This window comes from Bradyrhizobium sp. LeoB3, from assembly GCF_055456055.1.
Genome location: NZ_JBVBEF010000016.1, coordinates 78,848 through 102,369, shown reverse-complemented (window position 1 = coordinate 102,369; position 23,522 = coordinate 78,848). Strand labels below are relative to the sequence as shown.

Below are 23,522 nucleotides of genomic sequence, written 5' to 3'. Positions count from 1 at the left end.
GCGCGGCCGCCAAGGAGCCGGTGAGCAAGCAACCAGAGCTTTCGCCTCCGCCCGAGCCGGCTGCACCAGCGGTCGACCTCAAGAGCGCTGCGCAAACGCTCAAGGGCCTTGGGCTGTTCGATGAAAACTTCTATGCGACGAGCTATCCGGATGTGATCGCAGTTGGCGCCGATCCGTTCGAGCACTTCTTTCTCTATGGCTACAAAGAAGGCCGCAAGCCCAATCCGATCTTCGATCCGATCTGGTACGTCACCACCTATCCCGATGTGAAGGACGTGGACGTGCAGCCGCTACTGCACTATGCATCGATCGGCGAGCCCGAAGGGAGGCGGCCGAGCCCGTATTTTCAGCCTGCCTGGTACCGCGAGAAATACGGCATACCGGAGAAAGAAAGCCCGCTCGCACACTATCTGAAGAACCGTATCGGTCCGTTCAGCCCGATTCCGGAATTCGACGCGCAATACTATCTGCAGGCCTATCAGGACGTCGCGACCGCCGGCGTCGATCCGTTCGAACACTTCATCTTCCACGGGTACAAGGAAGGGCGCAATCCGTCGGCGGAGTTCGATACCAAGTTTTACATCCAGCGCTACTTCAAGGGTAAGACCGACCAGAATCCGCTGCTGCACTATCTGGAGCACCGGCATGAGGACGGAATCTATCCCTCGCCACCGGAAAACGAAGCCACCATCCCGGCCGAGATCAAGCGCTTCACCAAGCCGAGCGCGCAGTTCGAGGAACTGCGTCCCTTGCCCGCAAGTGCCAAGCCGCGTGCAAAGGTCCTGGCCTATTACCTGACGCAGTTTCACGCCTTCCCCGAGAACGATAAATGGTGGGGCACCGGCTTCACCGAATGGACGAACATTGCGCGCGGCGTGCCGCGGTTCAAGGATCACTATCAGCCACGGATTCCGCGCGATCTCGGCTTCTACTCGCTCGGCGACATCGAAACCATGCGCAAGCAGGTGAAGTTCGCTCAGGCGGCGGGCGTCTATGGCTTTGTGTATTACTACTACTGGTTCAATGGTAAGCGCTTGCTGGAGCGGCCGCTCGAGCAGTTCCTGAAGGCGCGCGACATCAACATGCCGTTCTGCCTGATGTGGGCGAACGAGAACTGGACGCGGCGCTGGGACGGTATGGAAGGCGAGGTCCTGATCTCGCAGGACTATCTCGCCGACGACGACGAGCGTTTGTTGTCGGACTTCAACCGGCACTTCAAGGACAAGCGTTACGTCCGCATCCAGGGCCGGCCGCTCCTGATGATCTATCGTCCGCGCCTCATTCCGGACACCGCCAAGGTGATTGCGCGCTGGCGCTCCATTTTCGCGAAGAAGTTCAACGAAGATCCGATCATCATCATGAGCCAGAGCTTTGATGATTACGATCCTACTCCGAACGGCATGGATGGCGCGATCGAGTTTCCGCCGCATAAGCTCACCAAATATGTCCCGCTGGTCAATTCCGAAGCCAAGATCCTGGACGATACCTACTCAGGCCAGATCTACAGCTACGACGACGTCGCCAAATATTCCATCGAGGAGCCGCGCCCGAATTTTCCGCTGATCAAGACGGTCGTACCGAGCTGGGACAATGACGCGCGCCGCCAGGGCACGGGTCTGGTGGTCCAGGGCTCGACGCCACAGAAATACGAAGCGTGGCTGGCGACGCTGGTCGAGCAGGCACAGAAGCATACGTTCTTCGGGGAAGCTTTCGTCTGCGTCAATGCCTGGAACGAGTGGTGCGAAGGTGCCTATCTCGAGCCGGACCTGCATTTCGGATCGGCGTACCTGAACGCCACCGCTCGTGCTGCCACCGGCCTGACGCGCGACCTTTCGCTGCCAAAGATTCTGCTGATCGGGCACGATGCGTTCCCGAGCGGCGCGCAGCATTTGTTGCTCAATATCGGCAGGACGTTGCGGAGCGCCTTCAACATTGAGGTCGAGTATCTATTGCTGCAGGGCGGCGCGATGGAGGCCGAATACGCGTCGGTTGCTCCACTCACCGTTCTCAAGCAGGCCTCTGAAATCCCGGCGACCTTGCGGCACTTCCGGGAGAAGGGATTCACGGCCGCGATCGCCAACACTTCGGCGAGCGGGCGCGCCACCAAGTTCCTCGCCGAGATGGGTTTTCGCACCATTTCACTGGTGCACGAACTGCCGCGGATCCTTCGCGAGAAGAATCTGGAGGACGTCGCACGGATGGCGATCGGCAACGCACAGCACGTCGTGTTCGCCTCCGAATTCGTCCGCGACAGGCTGGTGGAAGCGCTCAAGCTCGACGCCGGTGACGGGCGATTCATGATCCGCGCGCAAGGCAGCTACAAGCAGATCGAGCCGGCGCCGGCGGAAGCCGTCTTCGTTCGCAAGGAGCTCGGCATCGCTCCCACCGACAAGATGGTGCTTGGGGTCGGCTATGCCGACCTGCGCAAAGGGTTCGATTTGTTCCTGCAGGTTTGGAACTTGGTTCGGCAACAGCATCCGAACGTCCATTTCTGCTGGGCTGGCGGCATCGATCCCGGCCTGCAGGAATGGTTGGGGCCTGAAATCAAGCGCGCCGAGGCCACCGGCCGTTTCCATCTCGCCGGCTTTCGTTCCGACATGCAGGCGCTCTATTCCGCTTCCGATATCTACGCCCTGACCTCGCGCGAGGATCCATTCCCGACGGTGGCGCTGGAGGCGCTCAGCGTTGGCGTGCCCGTGGTTGCCTTTCAGGACTCCGGCGGCATCCCCGGCTTCCTTCTCAAGGAGAATGTCGGTCGCGTCGTGCCCTATTGCGACGTGCCGGCGATGGCACAAGCCGTGGAGAATTTCCTGCGCCGGGTGCCGTCGGAGGCCGAGCGCGCCCGGATGACCGAGATCATCCAGACTAAATTCGCGTTTGCGGACTATGTCCGCGATCTGCTCCGGCTTGCGGTGCCTTCGCTGCCGACCATCTCGGTCGCGGTTCCCAACTACAACTATGCGCACTGCCTGCCGGAACGGCTCTATACCATCTTCGATCAGAACCATCCGGTCGAGGAGATCATCGTGCTGGACGATTGCTCCTCCGACGACAGCATCCCCGTGATCATGAAGCTCGCGGACGAACGCCAGCGCGATCTCACGCTCGTCATCAATGAGCAGAATTCCGGTTCCGTCTTCGCGCAATGGGCTAAGGCGGCGGAGATGGCGAGAGGCGAGTTCCTCTGGATCGCCGAAGCCGACGACCTCTCCGAGCCCACGTTTCTCTCAAGCCTGCTCGCATTGATGAACGGAGTCCCCGATATCGCGTTCGGCTTCACCGATTCGAAATCCATCGATGCCGACGGCGCGCACCTCTATGCGAGCTACAAGCCCTATTTCGCCACTATCGAGCCAGGCGCATTGTCGCGGACCGAGGTGTTCGACGGCCGCGATTTCGTAACCCGCTATCTCGGCGTCAAAAACACCATCCTGAACGTCAGTTCGGTGCTGTGGCGTCGCGAGGCATTGTTGCGCGCACTCGAAGCCTGCCGCGGCGACCTTCGCGACCTTCGCATGGCCGGCGACTGGCGCATCTATCTGGAGGCCCTCGGCACACGAGGCGCGAAGGTCGCCTACGTCGCCGATCCCCTTAATATCCATCGTCGCCACGCAGCGAGCGTGACGCATTCGCTGAAAGCGCAGAAGCATATCGAGGAGATCGAAAGCATGCACCGTGTCGCGCGCGAGCGATTTGGCTTCACGGACCGCGAAGCCAAATCGCAGGCCGTTTATCTCGACGAGGTTATCGCGCAACTCCTCGGGGCATCGACGGAGGCAGAAAAGCCGAAGCCAGCCACGGCGAAGCCGGTGGCGAAGGTAAGTGCACAAGCGTAAGGCTCTGGGAATAACTAGTACAAGTTGGGGTTATCGATGTTCGTACCGCCTGCTGTTTCGTTGCTCGACGCGCTGAAAATAGATCAAGGGATCTTTGAGAAAGGAGGGCGGGTTGAAATACCCGTTGGCCTTTTCAAGTTGCTGCTTCAGATTGCGTTGGCCGCAGCCGATTTCGATGAGGATGGCTATTTGAAAGAAAATCCGGATGTAGAGAGGGCGCTCGGCAGCGGCGAAATTGAGAGCGCCCACGTGCACTATATTGGATTCGGCTATTTCGAAGGACGGCAAGGCGCAGGTCCCGAAGTCGACGAACATTGGTACATGCAGAAATACCCGGACGTCGCGACGGCCATTCGGGAAGGAAGGATTAAATCGGCGAAACATCATTTTCATATGATCGGGGCGGCGGAAGGACGCAGTCCGAATCGTGATCAGGAAGAGAATGCGGCTCAATGGAAGAAAGCGCTACGCTCCTAAAACGTGGCCCTGGGCGGAATCAGGATAAGTAGGGATCATCGCAATTTCGACGAATTGCCACGCAAAGCGGTTCGGAGAGAGCGGTCAATTGTATCGAAGTTTAGCCTGACGTTCGCGAGGCATCGGCAAGGCCGAAGATTGGCCAGCCGAGGCGCATTCCTAACATGGGGAGTGCGATAGCTTGGAACGCCAGCGGAGTGATTTTGGATGTCAATCCTGCAGTGGGACAAAGATCAGCTAGAGATTCTCGGCCGCCTGCAAGACAGGGCCAAGTTAAAGATTTGCTGTAAGACGCTGAGCGAACCCGAGTTCGTTCAGGATTGGATACGGCATCATAGTGCCATTGTCGGGCCGGAAAATCTCATCATCGCTGATAACGGATCCTCGGATTCCGCTACGCTGGACGTGTACCGTCGTGTTGCGAACGACATCACGATATTCCAGTTTTCTGGGTCGCATAATGACATTCATTGGCACCCCAGATTCCAGCCACTATTCAATCGTCTGAAAGAGACGGTCGATTTCTTTTCCTTTATCGACGTGGATGAGCGGCTTGTTTCGATTGACCGCGACAGCTGGGCGGCTGATCGGCAGATCGTGGATCATCTACAAGAAAACGGAGCGATCTATCCTGCGACATGGCTCATCAATGCGATCGGAAGCGTGAATCGCTTCACGCTTCTGGACACCGAGCGCCGCCGGATATTTTCGAACAATTTAAAGTGGGGAAAACCTATTCTCCCTCCCGAGTTGATAGCTGCTCAATCTGGAATTCATAACATTCAGTACGCTGGCAGCCGGTTCTCGGCGAGCAGCGGGGGTAAGCTATTTCTCCTTCACTTGACGCAATTCCCAGAGCAACGGATCGCAGCGAACGTAAGAAAATTGGCCAACAGACGTTTGATTGACCACTCAATCAATCCGGAAGCTATCCCGACGATGGATTTCAGCAACCATCCTGATCGAACCGTGCTTCGGTTCCAAAAGGAGGTCGCCGAGATGATCGCTTATTTGAAAGGTGATAGATCAATTCCAAACAGCGAAACTGAGTTCATCGAGCTAGTTGAAGGCGGCGCAGTCATCTTCTCAAATGCCGAGGCGCGTGCGACCTTCTCTAAGTTCATTGATGATCGACCTGCAATCATCGCTGAGATGTTCAAATGAAGCGTCACGTTGTCAGGAATGCCGCCGCTGGAATGATGCTGTTGTTCCTGATGGGGGGCGAAGCGGTCGGTCAGGCTGACGAGGTCTTTCGCATCGTATCCGCCGAGAAGTGCGATGCATTGGACATTCCTGACGCCCCATTGCGTGCGTTCCGTGCACCTGACGGTTCGATAACCGCGTTTGCTACACACTATCGCAATCGCGCGCTAGTCGGACCAAGCCTCGGCAGGATGGTCAAGAATTGCTCGGTTGCTTACGAAGGTTCGTTGGACCCAGATCCCTCACATTTCAACTACAAAACGTGGATTGCCGCTACCTGGATGGCTGATGATGGATCGGTCATCGCTCTCGGTCACAACGAGTATCAAGCCCACGAGTTGGCGGGGCACTGCCGGTTCAAAGACTACTCGTCTTGCTGGTACAACAGCATAGTCCTCCTCAAGAGCAGAGACCGTGGCCGAACGTTCCATCGAGTCCACGATTCGAACAATGCACTTATCGCTCCAGATTTTGTTGACACACTAGGCCAAGGCCACCCGAGGGGCTACACAAGTCCGACAAATCTGGTGCGATGGGGTGACTATCTGTATACACTGGTTGGCTACTCTGGTCCGGAAAAAGGGGACTCGGGAAGATGCGTGCTCCGCACTCAATTGCCGGTGACAGTAGACTCGTGGGAGCTCTTAACAAACGAAGGCTTCGTCCGCCCAAACAAGAATCCTTATAACGACGGCTCCAAAATCCGCTGCGCGTATGTCACAGGCATGCGGGGCTTTGTTGGGTCAATCGCCAAATTGGAGAATACGAACCTCTTTGTTGCCACCGTAGCCGAGGACAGCGACGGAGGAAGTATTGTCGTGTATTTTTCGGACGACCTGGTTCACTGGCGTGATCGGCAGGTCCTGGAGAAGGTTCCCTTGTTCTGGTCGGCGAATTGCTCACTGGGAAAAAGATTCAGCTATCCGAGCCTAATCGACGAAAACTCTCCGTCGCCAAATTTTGATGAGGTCGGTCGAACGCCGACGCTCTATTTGGTTCAAGGAGGGTGCAAGGTCGGAACAGACCGCGTGCTGGTCAAGACAAACGTGGAGGTCAAGCCGCCTTCGGATCGTCGCTGAGCGCGATTACTTGCGATGGCATGGAGCGTGGTGGGGGCCCTGCAAATGGCTCACGTGGCCTCTCCCCGTAGTGGAATAGGTAGCGCGTGAGCATCGATGTCGAGCTAGAACGGCTCTGTATAATGCGACTTAAGGATAGCCTCGGCGGCGTACCTTCTTGAAAGTGGAAGGAAAAATGACAGATCGCCGACTGTCGCAATCTCCCGAGCGATCTCTCTCACGCAATGATAGGCGGGGCGAGAACTGAAATCGTGTATGCCAATGATTGCAGTAGGCTTGCAGTGCAAGACAGTCTGAGCAAAGCACGCGACCCTGAAGCGACCATCGACAAGGTAAAGATCTGCATCGGCACTCTGCTCAAATTTCCAAATTTCCGAATGATAGTCCGACCAGCGTGATTTGGTGGATCCATCGATTGGAAATCCCCAATCCCCCGTCGGACCAATATCAATATGCGTCAATTCGGGCTTGGTCGGGCAAGAAGCGCACGCCTCGCCAACTTTATCCAGCCATTCCCGAGAGGAATCGATGGACAGTATCGAGTTCTTGACGTGCTTTGAGGCAAGAACAGTGCTGCCGCCAGTTCCGAATTCGACATAGTCGTGGCTGTTTCTTATGAACGACAGAAACAGGGTCGCCTCTTCTTCCGACATTCTTGGTACCATGATCGCCTCAAGCTTAGATGTAACCCGGGAAGAGGGGCTCTATTGTCTTTGAATATTTTCGTAGGCAAACCGGAGCGCCCGCACGCCCAAATGAAGTTCTGCCATCCAGTGTGCTGCCGCCTACAGGCTTAAGCCGACTCGCTTGGCCTGATATCCCCGCTCCAAAATCCCGCGCCACCAGGGTTGCTGGTCGATGTACCAGTGCACGGTCTTGGCGATGCCGCTCTCGAAATTCTCTTCTGCGCGCCAGCCTAGATCGCGTTCCAGCTTTGAGGCATCGATGGCGTAGCGGCGGTCGTGGCCGGGGCGATCGGCGACGAAGGTGATCAGGTCGCGGCGGGCACCTTGTGCGCGCGGTGCGATCTCGTCGAGGAGATCACAGATGGTTTCGACCACATGCAGGTTGCTGTGCTCGTTGCGGCCGCCGACATTGTAGGTCTCGCCGACCGCGCCGCGCTCGAGCACCAGCGTCAGTGCCTTCGCATGGTCCTCGACATAGAGCCAGTCGCGGATGTTCTTTCCGTCGCCATAGACGGGCAGGGGCTCGCCGGCCAAGCCTTTGATGATCATGTGCGGGATCAGCTTTTCCGGGAAGTGATAGGGGCCGTAATTGTTCGAGCAGTTGGTGATCAGCGTCGGTAAATCGTAGGTCTCGCGCCAGGCGCGCACCAGATGGTCGGAGGAGGCTTTGCTCGCGGAGTAGGGCGAGTTTGGTGAATAGGCCGTGGTTTCCGTGAAGAAGCCGTCGTCGCCGAGCGAGCCGAACACCTCGTCAGTCGAGATGTGGAGGAAGCGGAAGCCCGCACGCTTCTCAGGCGAGAGCGTGCGCCAATGGCGCAGCGCTTCCTGCAGGATGGTGAAGGTGCCGACGATGTTGGTCTGGATGAATTCGCCGGGGCCGTCGATCGAGCGGTCGACATGGCTCTCGGCGGCGAGGTTCATCACCGCGTCGGGCTGGTATTTCTCGAACAGGCGGCGGAGCCCGGCGCCATCGCAAATGCATTGCTTCTCGAAGGCGTAGTTCAGGTTCTCTTTCGCTGCCGGCAGCGAGTCGAGATTGGCGGCATAGGTGAGCTTGTCGATGTTGACCACGCGGGCGTGACTGTCGCGCAGGAGATGACGCACCACGGCTGAACCAATGAAGCCGGCGCCGCCGGTGACAAAAATAGTCGAGCCCTTAAAGCGCATGATCTATCGCCTCCATGCAGTGGAATCAGCCCTGATACGAGCGGGCAACGGACTTCAGATACTCGCCGTAGCTGCTTTTCGCGGTCTTCTCGGCCACCTTCTCGAACGCTTGAAGCGAGATGTAGCCTTGCCGCAGCGCGATCTCTTCGGGGCAGGCGATGCGCAAACCCTGGCGCTGCTCAAGGATCTGGACAAAATGGCTGGCCTCGACCAGCGAGGAATGCGTACCGGTATCGAGCCAGGCAAAGCCGCGGCCGAGCACCTCGACATAGAGATCACCGCGCTCGAGATAGGCGTTATTCACGTCGGTGATCTCGATCTCGCCGCGGGCCGACGGCTTGATCCGAGCCGCGATCTCGACGACGTCGTTGTCATAAAAGTATAGCCCAGTGACGGCTACGTTCGACTTCGGCTGTTTCGGCTTCTCTTCGATCGAGAGCGCGCGGCCGGTGTGATCGAGCTCAACCACCCCGTATTGCTCGGGCGTATTGACGATATAGCCGAACACGGTCGCGCCCTGGTTGCGGGACGAAGCGGCAGACAGCATCTCCGGCAATCCGTGCCCGTAGAAAATGTTATCGCCTAACACAAGCGCGACCGAGTCCGAGCCTATGAAGTCGCGGCCTACGATGAATGCGTCCGCAAGCCCACGGGGCGTCTCCTGCGTGGCATAGGCGAAGCGCAAGCCGATCTCGCCGCCGTCACCGAGCAGCCGCTGAAACAGCGGCTTGTCTTGCGGCGTCGAAATGATCAAAATGTCCCGAATTCCGCCTAGCATCAGCGTCGACAGCGGATAATAGATCATCGGCTTGTCGAAGACGGGCAGAAGCTGCTTTGATACGACCGTCGTCACTGGGTAAAGGCGTGAGCCCGTCCCGCCGGCGAGGATAATGCCCTTCATAGCCCCTCACGTTTTGCCATCACAAAACATAACATATAATGTGAAGTGCACAAGGTTGTTATCAATGCAGTGATAGCATCGTGAGCCAGCAATTTCGAAGTGTTGTAAAATGAATGTCATCCAGACCGAGCTTCCTGAAGTCCTCATCATCGAACCCAAGCTGTTCGGCGATCAGCGCGGCTTTTTCGTCGAAACTTATCAGTCCTTCCGTTACGCCGAGCGCGGGATCGCGCGGCCTTTCGTGCAGGACAACATGTCACGCTCGAGTTTTGGCGTGCTGCGCGGGCTGCATCTGCAGAATCCGGTTACGCAGGGCAAACTGGTCACCGCGCTACGCGGCAAGGTGCTGGATGTCGCCGTCGACGTGCGGGTCGGCAGCCCGAATTTTGGACGCCATGTTGCCGTCGAATTGAGCGAAGTGAACAGGCGACAGCTCTGGGTCCCCCGTGGCTTCGCGCACGGCTTTGTCGTTCTCTCCGAAACCGCCGACTTTTTCTACAAATGCGACGATCTTTACAGTCCCAAGGATGAGGTCTCGATCCGCTGGGACGATCCTGCGATCGGCATCAACTGGGGTGTCGAAAAGCCGTCTTTGTCGGCCAAGGACGCCGTGGCACCGCTGTTAGCCGACGTGGAAAACCTTCCAGTCTATGGGCAAATCTGATGCGGATATTGTTGACGGGTACCAACGGCCAGGTGGGCGGCGCATTGCTGCCGCTGCTGGCGAAGCATGGCACGACCATCGCGCCGCCCCGCGCGGAGTTTGACCTATCTAAGCCTGAGAGGCTCGCTGAGAGGCTCGACAATTTCCGACCAGATCTCATCATCAACCCTGCCGCCTATACCGCGGTGGATCGTGCCGAAGACGAACGCGAGCTCGCCTTCCTCGTCAACGCCAAGGCGCCGGAGATGATCGCGAAATGGGCGGCACAGCATCGCGTGCCGCTGGTGCATTTCTCCACCGACTATGTCTTCGACGGCTCTGGCGACAAGCCGTGGCGCGAGGACAGCCGCACGAACCCGCTCTCGGTCTATGGCGCCAGCAAGCTGGCCGGCGACGCGGCGATCCAGTCGGCCGGCGGGCCGCATCTGATCGCGCGCACGTCCTGGGTCTATGCCGCCAAGGGAGCCAACTTCCTGCGTACGATCGCGCGGTTGGCCGGCGAGCGCAAAGAGCTGCGCATCGTCGCCGACCAGATCGGCGCCCCGACGTCGGCGAGCGCGATTGCCGACGCGATCGCCGGCATCGTGCTGCCAAACCTTTTGGACTTGAACGGGCTGCTTGTGCGCAACAGTGGTGTGGTTAACCTTGTCTGCACCGGCGAGACCAGTTGGCATGGCTTCGCGAGCGCCATCGTCGCTGGCCTGAAGTCGCGCGGTGTGGAGCTCGCCGTGGAGACCATCGTTCCGATCGCGACCGCCGATTTCCCGACCAAGGCCAAGCGGCCCGGCAATTCTCGGCTCGATCTGTCGCGCCTGAAAGATCAGTTCGGAGTGACCACGCCGGCCTGGCAGGATGCCTTGACAGCGGAGCTCGAGGAGTTCGCGGTCATGCTACAAGCACCGGCGAGCCGCTGACGACTGATTTACCCTCGCCGGCGGAGGGCCTTCTGTGCGAAGGCCGATCGGCTCCAGTGCAGTTCGGTCGACTTATAGCGGACCGGGCAGTGGATTCCGACCGAGCGCTGCAGCTCTCCGAGGTTCATCACCTGCGTTCTTCGGAGTAGGCCTACCGGCCGCTGCGCCGCCCACTCTTGAGCAAACGCACGAGTCAACAGTCCGGGACCGGTCGATAGCCAGATGAGGTCGCGATCACCGCGGCGTATAGCCGCCGCAGCAAGCTCCAGCGCCCGAGCCAGCACCGGATGCTCGGGCGTTGCCGCGATGAAGTTGTTGCCGATGGAACCGTAATTTTCCTGATGAACAACCAGCGTCGCATCGGGTCGAATGAAGCTGTCGACCGGCATCAGACAACGATCGTCCGCGTCGGCATAGATTCCGCCACGAGCAACCAGGAATGCCAGACGGAAGATGTCCGCCTTTTGTGCAGGGAGTGGCGCGCGAAAATAGGCGTCTACGATCTCGCGTCCGTAATGTTCGTTCAGGAACGCAACCGCCTTCTGGTCGTCAAAACATGTCCACTGATACGTCGGATGAAGCTCTTGCCATGACTTCATTAGGTCGCGGACATCCTCCGGGGGCGTAACATCCCAGAACTGCGCGATCGTAGAGGGAATGGTACGTTTCAGGGAGCTTTGGACAGTTGCTTCCTGCTGAAACTGGCCGGTCTGGCGCAGCGCGATCGCGGCGATGATCGCTGCGGGCGTATAGTCCGGATGTTGCCTGATCAATTCCCTCAACGGTTCGAATTGCGAATCGGGCGGACGAAGGCGGATGCGGCGCAGCGTCGCCAGAGCCTCACTATCGAGCAGAAATTCATCGAGCAGCTGGCCGACATGGTTCTGCGATGGGCTGAGCGACTGCCCGCGCAGCAACAATGACGATTGGCTGACTTGGATGAAGGCGCCGAGCGCGGCACGGGCGACATCGACGTCGAGATTCATGAGGGCGGCGCGGGCGAGCTCGAAGTGCGACCAGGTATCTCCGGAATTCAAACGGATCGACTGCTGGTAAAGCGAAATCGCCTCTTCGTAGCGGAACTGCGCCTCGGCAAGCTGTCCGCCGAGCAGGGCCACGCGGGCCTCAGCGACCGTGTCCGATGCCGGCGCCTGTTGCAGGAGACGCGCGGCAGCGTCGTACTGGCCGGTCAGCGTTGCAATCTGCACTTTGTGGGACCACAACCAGAAATTCGGCCGCGATGCTTCGGCGAGCGCCTCATCGAGCACTTCCTGAGCCCTCGTCCAGTCGCGCATATGCCTGAGAAACTCAACCTCGACGCCCGCAATTTCAGGGTGAGGGCCAAGGCACTCGCGCGCCGCCGTCACGACCTGGAACGCCCGATCGCGCTCGCCAAGCTCAAAGCAGACGCGCGCTTCGCCCAGCCGAGCCCAGACGTTTGTCGGATGCGACTTGCCAGCCCGCCGATACAGCGCAAGCGCCGTATCAGCATCGTCACTCTGCGAGGCGATGTCGGCCAGAGCAAGCAGCGCGTCGAGGTGATCGACTTCGATATCCAATGCCTTTTCCAGCCATTGCCTGGCCACATTCGGGCGGCCAAGGGCACGCTCTTCGGCGGCAGCTTCGACCATCGCCTGCGCACTGTTTGGGTCAAGCCTCAGCAACTCCGAAAAGGCGGCAAGAGCCTCAGATCGGCGGTCCTGGCGACGCAGCAGTTGCCCGCGCTGCAGCAATGCCCGCGCATCGGCCCGACTGACGGCGAGGACTTTATCGAGCAGCATTTCGGCGTCTTCAAACCGCCCGACGTCGCGAAGCTCGATCGCGATCTCGGTCAGGCGAGATATATTCGTCGGATCCGCCTTCGAAGCTCGGCGGAAAAACGCCAAAGCCTGCTCGCGATCGCCCTGACGCCGACGGATATTGCCCAGCGCGGCGAGACCGTCGGCATGCTCCGGCTGTCTGGAGATGAGTTCCAGCAAAAGTTCGGCGGCTTCTTCGAGGCGGTATCCAGCCTCCAAAAGGTGCGCCAGCGCGATACGCGCACCGTGATTGCCAGGCTCCCGGCGAAGAGCTTGACGTAAAGCTTCTTCCGCCTCGCCGGCGCGCCCAAGGCGGCGGAGGGCATAGCTCAGACCGACCAACGCAGCCGCGTTGCCTGGTGATCGATCGAGCGCGCCGCGAAACCGCTGCTCGGCCTCCGCTGGTCGACCAAGACGGAGCAGAGTATGTCCCGCTTCGATCAAGCCGTTTGGGTGGGAGGGATCATCGCGGGCGGCTTCGTCGAACGCGTCCAGTGCCTGCTCGACCTTGCCGGAAGCGCGCATGGCATAACCGAGGCCAAGATGAGCTTCGCGGCTTCGGGGCCACTCGCGCAGAACCTCTCTGAATTCGTCGATGGCATCGCCGAAGCGTTTCAAGTTCTGAAGGCAGTGACAAACCTCGAGGCGAATATGGAAGGCCTTTGGGCTGACTTCCTTCGCGCGAGTAAACAGCACGAGCGCATTTTCATGGCCGCCGCGCTGCCGTTCGACGAGACCGAGCGCGTGCAAAGCTCCGACATTGGTTGGTTCGATCTCAAGAATTTTCTCGAAGCAGACCTGGGCAGCTTCAAGAGAATTTGCCTTGCGATACGTCCACCCGAGAGCATTCAGCGCGCTGATATTGAGAGGCGCCTCCTGCAGAACCTTTTCAAGGACGTCCCGCGCCTCGTCGATGAGGTCGGTTTCACGAAGAAGATGCCCAAGCTCGATTCTGAAGCCGAGATTGGCGGAATCGAGTTCCGCAAGCTTTCGGAAAGTGTCGAGTGCTTCGACTGCCGCGCCAGTTTGCCGCAACAAACGCGCAAGCGTCAACAGATGGGCAGTGTTATTGGGGTCTTGCGCGACTATATCACGCAGCGCGGTGACGGCCTCCTCGTTCTGGCCGAGATCGCGCAGCATGTGCGCAACTTCAATATGTGGTCTGATGTCTCTCGGATTGGCGCGGGCTGCAGCCTGGAATGCTGCGAGCGCATCCTCGTTCCTGCCCAAGGATTTCAGTGCATAGCCCAGTCCTTCGTTGGCACCGGCATGGCCAGGCTCAAGTTGCAGGACTCGCTGGAACGATTGCGCGGCACCTTCGAACTCCCGCAGATGTCGCAGGGTATGACCGAGGCCGATCAAGGCCGGCTTGTTATCTGGATCCAGCGCGAGCGAGCGCTCGAACATGGAGCGTGCCTGAGGGATCTGTGTCAGATGCAGGTGATCATAGCCGCTTTCAACGGTTGCAATGACATTGGAAGGGTCGCTCTCCGCCGCCCTGAGGAATGCGGCGAGTGAAGCTGTGCGATCCCCCGTCGCTCGAATTCGCCGGCCTTGCTCGATAAGCATTTTTGCCGGCTGTCCGTCATTCATGCTGGGTGTGACTCCAGCGTTTGAATTGGACAGATCGAGCGCATCGGCCAAGCGAAACGGTCTTCAAGATCGAACATGACAGAAAAGCGACAGATAATCAGCTAAACGACGGGTGCATGCCTACGATCGGGCGGCTAAAACAACAACGACCGTTTGTTAAAAGCAGCTCAAAAAGACGGCTTAATCGTGGAGGGCGACGCAATTCATTATCCGCTGGCGTAGATGAACCGACATCGGTTGCGCGGGCTATTGCTGCAGTCGTCGTCCCGCAAAGAGGAATTGTCAACGGCCGGATTTATCGCGGCAAGATTGTCACGAAACGTCCAAGAGCCATTGCGCAAGTTGTCCCAACGCGTGAGACGAGCCAGCGGGGGAGGGTAAGCTTGATCGTTTCGCCGTGAGCGCCTCGCGGGGCGTTTGGCCGTACGTGCTCTTAAAGGCCCGATTGAACGCGGGAATGCTACGAAATCCGTAGCGGTAGGCGATCGGGGCTATCCGTCTGTTGCCGAGTCCCCCAGCCGTGATCTCCTGTTGAACGCGGGCGAGGCGGCGTGCGCGGATGTAGGATGCAACACCGCCAGTTGGTTCAAAGAGACGATATAAAGAGGCTCGGGATAGGCCGAACGTCTTGACCAGACTGTCGGCGCTCAGGTCCTTCGCCGCAAGATGATTCTCAATGTAGCGACTGATGATGACAAAGCTGTCGAGAGGCAGCGAATCCGAAGGTTCAACGGCTGAATTGCGTCTCGCCTCCAAGGTCAGTATCTGTACCGCCAGCAACGCAATGCCCGACGCGATTTCATCCATCTCCGCGGCAGTGACCAGGTGGACCTGTGCAAGCATGGCCCGCAAGGCTGCGGAGACCACGGAGGCGCCCGGGGCGGCTGCCTTGGCCAGCGTGCCATGTCTGGCGGTCAGATCCGCGAACTTCGCCGGCAGGCTCGCTCGTGGTATCCAGAGCGTCAGGTCAGCACTGGGACCGTTATCGGTGCCGCGGATGAGCCGAACCGGCGCCTGAAGGTCCAACAAAAGCAAATCCCCGGCGCGGGCAGTCACCGTGCCTCCATGATGATGCATTTCAACAAAGCCGCCCATCACGACTTGGAGGGCGAAGTGATCGACTGCGCGGCCTGAGACCGCCGTTGCCCCCCGGACCAGCTCGGCATGCGCGCAGCTAGTCTGGCTAAGCACAAAGATTCGACCGGCCCAAATCTCTTGCGATCCTCCGGGGCCGAGGAGGGGGACTTTATTACTTACATAAATGGGATGGTAGGTGGCGAGCCATGTCTGCGCTTCTTCCTGATCACCGGCTGGCTTCCACCGGTACGATCTAATCATCATTCCCAATTATCTTTCAAAGCTAATATTATCAGTGATGATCGATAAGCGAATTTGCAGATTATCGCAATATTTTGCCGAACCGTCTCAGCGGCCCCTTTCCGGATTGCGCAAAGGTTATCGGAACGCTAACGTGTCTTTATAATGTTAACTTATCCATAACATTCAGGGCGAGGGGTTCGATGGCGACTAGCGAGACGTTTCACTACGCCTATGCATTGGCCTACGGCGGTAAGGCGAGCTACCGAATTGACGATGCCAATCCGAAGACCGATTTTGTGGATTACGTGGCAGGCGGCGTGAAGGTCAAAGATCCGAACGGCGGTGAGATCTTTGCCGGCGACAAGATCAAGGTCGCGAAGATTGGCGCTGATTTGGGTGATCTTGAGACGGGAAAATACACTTTCGTTGGCGCAGCGACCGTTCAGGATCACGGCAACACGATCAGCGGGATTATCATCCTGGACGGCGATGGACGTTCGTTTTTTTTGACCGACACCCAGTATTCGGGCAAGCTGAACGGGCATAACGGTGATGTGACCATTACCAGCGGCAGTACGACCATCTGCTTCATGGCCGGTACTCTGATTGGCACGCCGGCAGGCGAAGTACTTGTCGAGACTTTGACGCGCGGTGACCAGGTCTTAACTCAGGATGGTGGAGTCGCGACAGTCGACTGGCTCGGTATTCAGACGGTTTCGACGAGGTTCGCCGACAAGATGCGCGTCCTGCCGATCCGCATCAAGGCCGGCGCACTGGCTGAGGGCGTGCCCTCCCGAGATCTCCTGATTTCGCCGGACCATGCGGTCCTCGTCGATGGTGCTCTGATTCAGGCGAGCGCGCTAGTCAACGGCACGTCCATCGTCCGAGAGCACAATGTACCGACGACCTTCGCCTATTATCATGTGGAGGTCGAGGATCACTCGTTGATTCTCGCCGAGAGCACGCCGGCCGAGACGTTCGTCGACAACATCGAGCGGTTGCATTTCGACAATTGGGCCGAGCACGAAGCTCTTTATCCAAACGGTAAATCGGTCAGGGAGTTGCCATACCCGCGCGCGAAGTCGCAGCGTCAGGTGCCCGTTCGGACGCGCATTATGCTTGCCGCCCGGGTGCAAGCGATCGGCGCCAGCCAAACTGCCGTCGAGGTGGCGTAGGATTTGTTGAAGCCTCAACGTTGATCGAGACAAGACGGCCGCCGTCCGACCCGTCCGTGCAAAGGGCGATATCCTTTCGCCGACGTCGTCGGGGCGGCGGTTAGAGCGTGATCCGGAAAAGTGGAGACCGGTTTTCCGAAAAGATCACGCTCAAACCAAGAGCTAGAGCGGGATGACGATAAGAAAAGTCATCGCGCTCTAGGGCGAACTTGATGCTGTGGCCTGCGATGCCGCTAAAATCCTGGCGGTATGTCGCGTGCAGGAGGAAGATTGTTGAACCTGGGGTCGCGCGGTCCCGGGGGCCAAGCCAGGCCGCTATAGGGGATTCCATCGCGCGAGAGCTGCGGATTGTAGGTCGGGTCGTCATTGAGCAACTCGCCCCAGCGCGCGCGAAGCAGACTGAGCTCACGCTCGAACCGGTCTCGGCGGTCCGCCCGATCGTCCTTGCCTCGGCTGGCGGATTCCGCGTGGACCAGCTTCGCGTGCGGCGTGAAGACAATGCGCTTTCCGGTCTGGCGCAGGCGGAGACAATAGTCGACATCGTTGAATGCGACCGCGAAGCGAGCTTCGTCCATTCCGCCGACGGCAAGATAGTCGTTTCGTCGGGTCACGAGGCAGGCCGCGGTTAGCGCACTGCATTCGTGCGCGACGAGTAGCTGATCAACAAAACCGGGATCATCGCCAAATCTGTCGGTGTATGCGTGGGTCGCCGCGAAGTTCATTCCCAAGACGACGCCGCCATGCTGCACAACGCCGCCGGGCCAGGTTAAGAGCGCGCCGACGGCACCGACGTTCGGTTCGGCCAGCCGCGTCAGCATCTCCTCAAGCCAGTCGTCCGAGCTTGCCTCGATATCGTTGTTGAGCAGACATAAGACGTCACTGTCGAGCATCGTGGCAGCTTGATTGTTGAGCCGTGCGAAGTTGAACGGTCCCTCAATCCGCAAAGTCCGGATACCGCGTCGGCGCAGATCTGCGAAATAGTCGATCGTCTCCGGGTCGGCGCTATCATTATCGACGACGAGGATATCGGCACGGCAGCGCTCGACCGCCGGCGCAATGCTATCAAGGCAGGTGCGCAACAACGAGAGGCGGTCGCGGGTCGGGATGATCACGGTCGCCCGCTCGTGCGCGATCGGCCGTTTGATTCGGACCGCGGGGAAGAGATTGCCTGGCTGCTGGCTCACCTCCGCCCCGATGCCGCGCGCGCGCAGATGCATGTGGCTCGCGGCGGAAAGCCGAGAGGCGGCATTCACCCGATTGAATTTCGGTAGCGTCGCCAAGGCTCCCGGCAAGTGCAGGATGTTCGCCTGTGGTGGATCGGTATGGTCGAGCAGGCAGTTGAAAAGTCGATAGAGATTGTCGGGACGAGCCTCAAGCCCGGCAAGCAGCGCTTCTCGTCGGACCGCGAACAGGTGCGCACAATACCCTTGCTCGAGCATCCTCTCGTAGTCGAACGCCGGAAACGCAAGCGGCCACAGCCGGCCATCGCCGGCGAGGAAGTCAAGATCGCCGTACACGGCCGTAGCATCCGGATAGGCGTCGAATGCGGCTGCGATGCGAGCCAGCGTGTTCGGTTCGAGCGACATGCCCGCCATGGTGACGACGACGTGTTGCGCATCGGATGCGGCGTCTTCGAGAAACTCCAGGAGGGCGTCACTGTCGATGCAAAGCGGCTGACCGTCGATCACGCCTGCGGTCCAGTTTTCGTGGCTCTGCGTTTCCAGGGTGGAGAGCGTTTGCTGAGTTCCGTCGGTGCCGGCGATGACGACAGCCAGTTGAAGCCGGCTCGTCTGCGGTTCCGGCAACGGGAAGCGATCGCGCCAATTCGCATAGTCGGCGAGGGGAAGCGAGGCCGGAATCAGCTGATCGTATAATTTGCCGCGGAGGCGCTCGGCGCCGTGCCCTCCGATCGCGTCAATCATTCTGGCAAGGCCATCGGGAAACGCGACAAAGACTGCCGTTGCCGGAACCTGCTCGCCGTCCTCTTTGCGCAATCCAATCCTATGGACACGTCCGTCGGCGAAGCGCTGCGGGACATGGAAATCGAAAGCGCGGGCGTTGCGGGATCCTTGCCCATTGGCATTGTCGCCGATGTGCGTCCAGGCCGTCGCGCGGACCTGTGCGACGGTTTCTCCATCGACGATCGCTTCAAGGGTGGCGACGATTTCGCTGTCGATCCAGCCTTCGAAATGCAAACCACCCAGCCAGCGCAATTCGCTGGTCGGTCGAAGATCGACAAGTGCGCTGTCATTCTCCAGGTCGATGGGATGGCCGATGGAAGTTCCAAGATTGGCGAGGCGTGCCTCAAGGACGCTCGCGGCGCGCAGCAGGTCCGGTTCGAGTGTCACCGCGAATCCGTAAGCGCCATCCAGTCCTTGCTCAAAGAGCTCCGGGACGAGGGAATCGGCGTAGGCCGTTCTCAGGACCAGACCATCGAGCAGGATATCGACGGTGAAGCGGCGCTCGGGAGCCTCGGGATCGAAAACGAAGCCCGACACAGTACTGTCGTGAGCGAGCGCGAGCCGGCTGATCAGTTTCGGTTTGGCCGCCGGTGCGGTGTGGATGACGCGCGCGATGCTCATGAGTGTTCGACCCAATCGACTACCGCATCGACAAGTCCTGCCTCGTCTACATTGGCAGGAAGGGCAAGGTCACCTTTGCGCGGGCTGGGCGATCCGCCCGACCAGTCGCGATATGCGACAGGTCTTAAAGCTTGCTTTGCAGTCTCAATCAGCGGATGGCCGAATATTGGTTCTTCGAAATCGGTGAGCAGCCAGCCCGGATCATGCGGTGCCAGAACATCGCCAAGCTCGCCGGCTGCAACCGCGCCGGTTATGAAGACATTTGGATACGACATCAGCCGATCGTCGTCATAGGTCGTGCCAGCGATAACGATCGATCGGGATGGTTTCCGCCGATGCAGGCAATCCGCCAGGCTCCGCATGATGCGCAAGGATACGGGCGAGGGCGCAGAGGGAACGATCACAAGCGATTTTCGCGAGCCGGAAAACGGCGGCAGGTCGAGCGAGGGAGTTGGCCAATCCTGGAGGACAATGTTGCGTTTGGGCCACCGAGCCTGGGCAAAAGCCTTGGCCGCTTTGCTGGGAACGAGGAGGGGCGTCCCGCCGGGAAGCGAGACGGCCGCTTCGCCAAGGTTTCCTCTCACCAACCAGAAATTGAGCGGAAGGTTGAGTGCCCGCATCAGATCGATCAGTTCCAGCAACGGATTCGGCTCGACGATGTCGACGCGTTTTGCATGCAGCCGTCTAAAGAGCTCGGCGGCGTCGGCGATGTCCGTTTCCGTGCCGAGCCTCAAATGAATCGATTGCGGGCTCGTGCCGTCCGCGGCCTTGAGATGGAAGACATCGCGCTCTCGCAAGAGCAGAAGCACGCGCTCGCCATGCTGCCGGAGGTGGCGCGCTCGCTCCTCAGCTATGGCTGCGCAGGAGCGTTGATTGCCGACGATCAGCACGGACGGTTCTGACGACCAGGGCAGCGCGCGCTCGAGTGCTGCGCGCGCTGGTCGTAGCGGATCGGCGCTCTCAAACGCGCGGCTTTCGTTCCGATGGTTCGGGAATCGCTGGTCCAGAACGCCCAGGTTGCGAAGCACCAGGCTTCGCTTCTCGTGCTGGAAGGATTTAGAGCCGTGATGCCCGACATAGACCGACGGCGCGCAAACGTTGCGAAAGCCGTTGGCGCGCGCGCGAAGGCAGAGATCGACATCTTCGAGATAGCCGCGCTCAAACGTTTCCGACAGCCCGCCTACGGCATCGAGACAGGCGCGCGTGATATAGAGACAAAACCCGATGCCGCTTGGGACGTCGATTGCATCGCCGGCGCCGGTAATGCCCGCGATGCGATCGATCTCGAGTATTTGCTCATAGCTCGGCATCGGATTGACGTCATTCGGCATCGGGAACGAAAAGATATCGCCATTATTGGAAAGCGGCGTGACCGTCCCGATATTCGGTGCCGAACGCGCCACCGCCGCCAATCGATCAACAAAGCCGGGTGCTACGACGGTGTCGGAGTTCAGCAACACGACGTCGCCCGTCGGCAGCTGCTCCAGCGCACGATTGATCGCTCCGACGAAGCCAAGGTTTACCGCGTTCACAACGAGGTCGATCGTGTTGGCCGCAGCAAGCTCTTGGAGATAGCGTCGCAACTCCACCTCGGGGCTGGCATCATCGACGGCCAGAATGCGGAACGGCTCTTTTCTCGACGCAGGCGAAGCTCTTGCCTTAACGAGGCTTTCAAAGCAGTCGATCGTTGCTTGGACGTCCCGATAGACAGGAACGATGACGGTGGGGGCGGAGGTGCGTGGCCTTGGCGGAGCGGAGGGACGCGCGTGTGCTCGGACCCGCGCCTGCGGAGACTGGTTGGGGGCGAGCCGCCGGATCTGGAAGATCTCGCCGTCGAATTTCAATGTCAGCGTCTGAGGGGTCCTGGATGGTGGCCGCCTAACGAGAAAGGCGGTCGCCTGAACGTCCCTGCTGGCCAAGGGATGAAATGAATTGGGCTCGAGAAGGCTCGTTAACGTGCCGTCTTCGGTCGCAAGGCTCGCTTCGATCGTGGCCGCCTTGGTCCAGGCGATCCAACCTGTCACATGATTGTCAAACACCGAACAGGCGGCCCAGTGCCGATTCCCGGCACGCCGAAGCTCGGCGATGGCAGCTCGCAGGATCGCCGGATTGCCGTCACGGCTTATCAGACTGGCAGCCGCGACCCGCCGCCGATCGTCAGTGGCCCAGGCAAGCATTCGACGGTTGGCGCCGACGTCGGAAGGATCGACAAGAAGCGCTTCGGTGAGGTCGGCAAGCGCCGCTTCGCCGCGTCCCAGCTTCCAGTTCGCCTCCGCGCGGAGAATGAAGCAATGGGCGGCCGGCGGCGGTTCAATACGGCAGCGTCGATCCGCATATTTGAATGCTGCGATAAAGTCCTGAGCGGTTAGCGCCTGCGCCGCCAGGCGCTCGAGCGCGATATGTGAGCGAGGTCCGACGAGCGCTGGGGCGCCAATGATGGTGCCGAGAACCATTTAACCGTGCCCTGACCGATTGCGGTCGCTTGCCGGCGCTCCGAAGTCTGAGTGTCCGGATCGCTTCAGGTAACCGGACTCTCTTGGCGCGGCCGGCTGCGGAACACACGGACCCGCCCCGAACCGGCAGGCTTTCGCGGCTTCACAGGCGCCGCGACCTGTTCCGCGGCTGCAATCCGTTCGATGCCAATGCGAATGCCAACCAGAGGTTCGCGATTGGTCGGACCCGACAGCACCACGCGTTTGCCGACTGCGCGCAAGGTCGGTGCGTTCAGGAACCCTGCCTCCGCGACGAACTCCAATTCGTCGGTGCCGCTCATTTCCAGGACCACGCCCGTAATGGGCAGGGCCCGCCCGCGTGTACCGGCGTAGGCGCCGAGCGGGACCATTCTGCCGCTCCCGGCCTGACCGTTGGCGAACTGAACCGCATAGCGGATATCAAGACCGACCGGCTTCTCCGGCCATTCCAGGGCCACCCCTTCCACGCGGGACGGTGCCGTTGGACCTGCAATCCATGCGTTGGGTCCGACAGTGACGTCGCCGCGACCCGCCACATGGCCAAGCACCTTCAGGCCTTCCGTCGTGGCATTGGCATGCAAGCCCAGGCTTTCGCTTTGCGCCGTGACGACGCGGGCTCGGCCGGATTGGATCGGTTCGATGCGAACCACGGCGGCTTGCGATCCTCCAAGTCGCACGGGCTGGACTTGGACCTGCAAAGTGCCGGGCGTGTTGACTCGGACAACCAAGCCGGAATTCGGCTCCCAAAGGGTTGGCTCGGTCGCGTCAGGATGCAGGATGATCTCCATCCGTCTTTCGTGGCCCGGCGCCGGTGCGACCGTAACATGAGGTGGAGAGAGGGAGTCTTCCGCACTCCTGTAATTCACGAAGAACAGTCCGCGGTCGAGGTTCACCACTTTTTGCTGCTCAGCGTCGCTCATCAACACCCCCGAACAAATCGTAACAATTGTAATCTACTTCTGTTAGCGAGCATATCATATGTCGTCGCCCAAAAGTTAGACATGTTTGATATCGCGAGCTCAACAAACTTCGGGCAAATGGCTAAGCAGGCCATGCAACCACAGATCGCAATTCATGTCTTTTCGCGTTTCAATCTTGGGTGTTGCAGCCGGACGTGCTCCGGCGCGCCGAAACGCAGCGGAGAGAGCCATCCAAGACGCTTGAGGCGAGAATGATGTGACTGCCAACTCGACTTTGCGGAAGCGCGAAGCTGGTTATCCACAGCAAGACACCTGCTCCGTCAGGAACGGCAAGTCAAGGAAGTGCCCTCAAGCGTGAGGACGAGCGCCAATGAGTGGATACTGATGACGAGAGAGAGCGACGGATATACTCAGTCTCTGCACTCAATAATGCCACCATCCGCCGGAGCCTGTCGTTTTCATCTCTCAGCAGTGCGATGGAGTCGGCGATGTTCTCAGCGCTGCTCAGATCGAGATGCTGGATTTGCGGTTGGCAGTCGGAAGGAGGTCGTTTGAATTTCATAGCGTTGCCCACACGCTTGCCCTTGCATTCCTGAGACTACACTGAGTTTCAACATTTGGATGCCCAAAGCAAAACCAAAAGTTGCATGGAGTTGCGACTAATCGACGAATTTTGGGGCAGGAAGATGTCAGATCGAACGAAAGCTTTTTGCTGATGCAGAATTGCAGCATTCT

15 protein-coding genes are annotated in these 23,522 nt (G+C 59.3%); 7 read left to right on the top strand and 8 right to left on the bottom strand.

Features of this window, described 5'->3' with window-relative positions:
- The first annotated feature begins 20 nt into the window (after positions 1-20).
- From ACZXDY_RS14175 to ACZXDY_RS14160, 4 genes are all read left to right on the top strand, one after another.
- Positions 21-3,836 (top strand): glycoside hydrolase family 99-like domain-containing protein, encoded by a 3,816-nt coding sequence (locus ACZXDY_RS14175; protein ID WP_464345923.1) that lies wholly within the window; start codon positions 21-23, stop codon positions 3,834-3,836.
- A gap of 36 nt (positions 3,837-3,872) precedes the next feature.
- Positions 3,873-4,313: a hypothetical protein gene (locus ACZXDY_RS14170; RefSeq protein WP_464345922.1), complete on the top strand. Its 441-nt coding sequence runs from the start codon at positions 3,873-3,875 to the stop codon at positions 4,311-4,313.
- A 207-nt stretch (positions 4,314-4,520) separates the two neighbouring features.
- Positions 4,521-5,477, top strand: coding sequence for a hypothetical protein (locus tag ACZXDY_RS14165; RefSeq protein ID WP_464345921.1), 957 nt, complete (start codon positions 4,521-4,523; stop codon positions 5,475-5,477).
- Positions 5,474-6,595, top strand: a complete 1,122-nt coding sequence (locus ACZXDY_RS14160; RefSeq protein WP_464345920.1) for a hypothetical protein — start codon at positions 5,474-5,476, stop codon at positions 6,593-6,595. Before ACZXDY_RS14165 ends, ACZXDY_RS14160 begins: the two co-directional genes overlap by 4 nt.
- 104 nt (positions 6,596-6,699) lie before the next feature.
- On the opposite strand, the gene ACZXDY_RS14155 is transcribed toward ACZXDY_RS14160, so the two are convergent.
- From ACZXDY_RS14155 to rfbA, 3 genes are all read right to left on the bottom strand, one after another.
- Positions 6,700-7,248: a hypothetical protein gene (locus ACZXDY_RS14155; protein WP_464345919.1), complete on the bottom strand. Its 549-nt coding sequence runs from the start codon at positions 7,246-7,248 to the stop codon at positions 6,700-6,702.
- Between the two features lie 132 nt (positions 7,249-7,380).
- Positions 7,381-8,448 (bottom strand): dTDP-glucose 4,6-dehydratase, encoded by a 1,068-nt coding sequence (gene rfbB / locus ACZXDY_RS14150; RefSeq protein WP_464345918.1) that lies wholly within the window; start codon positions 8,446-8,448, stop codon positions 7,381-7,383.
- A 25-nt stretch (positions 8,449-8,473) separates the two neighbouring features.
- Positions 8,474-9,349 (bottom strand): glucose-1-phosphate thymidylyltransferase RfbA, encoded by an 876-nt coding sequence (gene rfbA / locus ACZXDY_RS14145; protein ID WP_130223731.1) that lies wholly within the window; start codon positions 9,347-9,349, stop codon positions 8,474-8,476.
- A 109-nt stretch (positions 9,350-9,458) separates the two neighbouring features.
- Here rfbA and rfbC point away from each other — a divergent pair, with 109 nt between their 5' ends.
- The gene (gene rfbC, locus ACZXDY_RS14140; protein WP_464345917.1) at positions 9,459-10,013 is read left to right on the top strand and encodes a dTDP-4-dehydrorhamnose 3,5-epimerase; all 555 of its coding nucleotides are present in this window, start codon (positions 9,459-9,461) and stop codon (positions 10,011-10,013) included.
- The gene (gene rfbD, locus ACZXDY_RS14135) at positions 10,013-10,927 is read left to right on the top strand and encodes a dTDP-4-dehydrorhamnose reductase (protein WP_464345916.1); all 915 of its coding nucleotides are present in this window, start codon (positions 10,013-10,015) and stop codon (positions 10,925-10,927) included. The genes rfbC and rfbD overlap by 1 nt, the downstream gene beginning before the upstream one ends.
- 8 nt (positions 10,928-10,935) lie before the next feature.
- Here the strand turns inward: rfbD and ACZXDY_RS14130 are convergent, their stop codons facing one another.
- Both ACZXDY_RS14130 and ACZXDY_RS14125 read right to left on the bottom strand, forming a co-directional pair.
- Complete coding sequence (locus tag ACZXDY_RS14130; protein ID WP_464345915.1) at positions 10,936-14,370, bottom strand: tetratricopeptide repeat protein; 3,435 nt, start codon at positions 14,368-14,370, stop codon at positions 10,936-10,938.
- Positions 14,371-14,631: 261 nt separating this feature from the next.
- Positions 14,632-15,660, bottom strand: a complete 1,029-nt coding sequence (locus ACZXDY_RS14125) for a helix-turn-helix domain-containing protein (RefSeq protein ID WP_464345914.1) — start codon at positions 15,658-15,660, stop codon at positions 14,632-14,634.
- Between the two features lie 179 nt (positions 15,661-15,839).
- Here ACZXDY_RS14125 and ACZXDY_RS14120 point away from each other — a divergent pair, with 179 nt between their 5' ends.
- Positions 15,840-16,814 (top strand): Hint domain-containing protein, encoded by a 975-nt coding sequence (locus tag ACZXDY_RS14120; protein WP_464345913.1) that lies wholly within the window; start codon positions 15,840-15,842, stop codon positions 16,812-16,814.
- A gap of 233 nt (positions 16,815-17,047) precedes the next feature.
- Here the strand turns inward: ACZXDY_RS14120 and ACZXDY_RS14115 are convergent, their stop codons facing one another.
- The 3 genes from ACZXDY_RS14115 to ACZXDY_RS14105 all read right to left on the bottom strand — a co-directional run bounded on the left by ACZXDY_RS14115 (position 17,048) and on the right by ACZXDY_RS14105 (position 22,787).
- Positions 17,048-19,396 (bottom strand): glycosyltransferase family 2 protein, encoded by a 2,349-nt coding sequence (locus ACZXDY_RS14115; protein WP_464345912.1) that lies wholly within the window; start codon positions 19,394-19,396, stop codon positions 17,048-17,050.
- Positions 19,393-21,849 carry a glycosyltransferase gene (locus ACZXDY_RS14110; RefSeq protein WP_464345911.1) on the bottom strand — a complete coding sequence of 819 codons (2,457 nt, stop codon included), beginning with the start codon at positions 21,847-21,849 and terminating at the stop codon, positions 19,393-19,395. Before ACZXDY_RS14110 ends, ACZXDY_RS14115 begins: the two co-directional genes overlap by 4 nt.
- 65 nt (positions 21,850-21,914) lie before the next feature.
- Positions 21,915-22,787, bottom strand: a complete 873-nt coding sequence (locus tag ACZXDY_RS14105; protein ID WP_464345910.1) for a hypothetical protein — start codon at positions 22,785-22,787, stop codon at positions 21,915-21,917.
- Between the last annotated feature and the right edge of the window lie 735 nt (positions 22,788-23,522).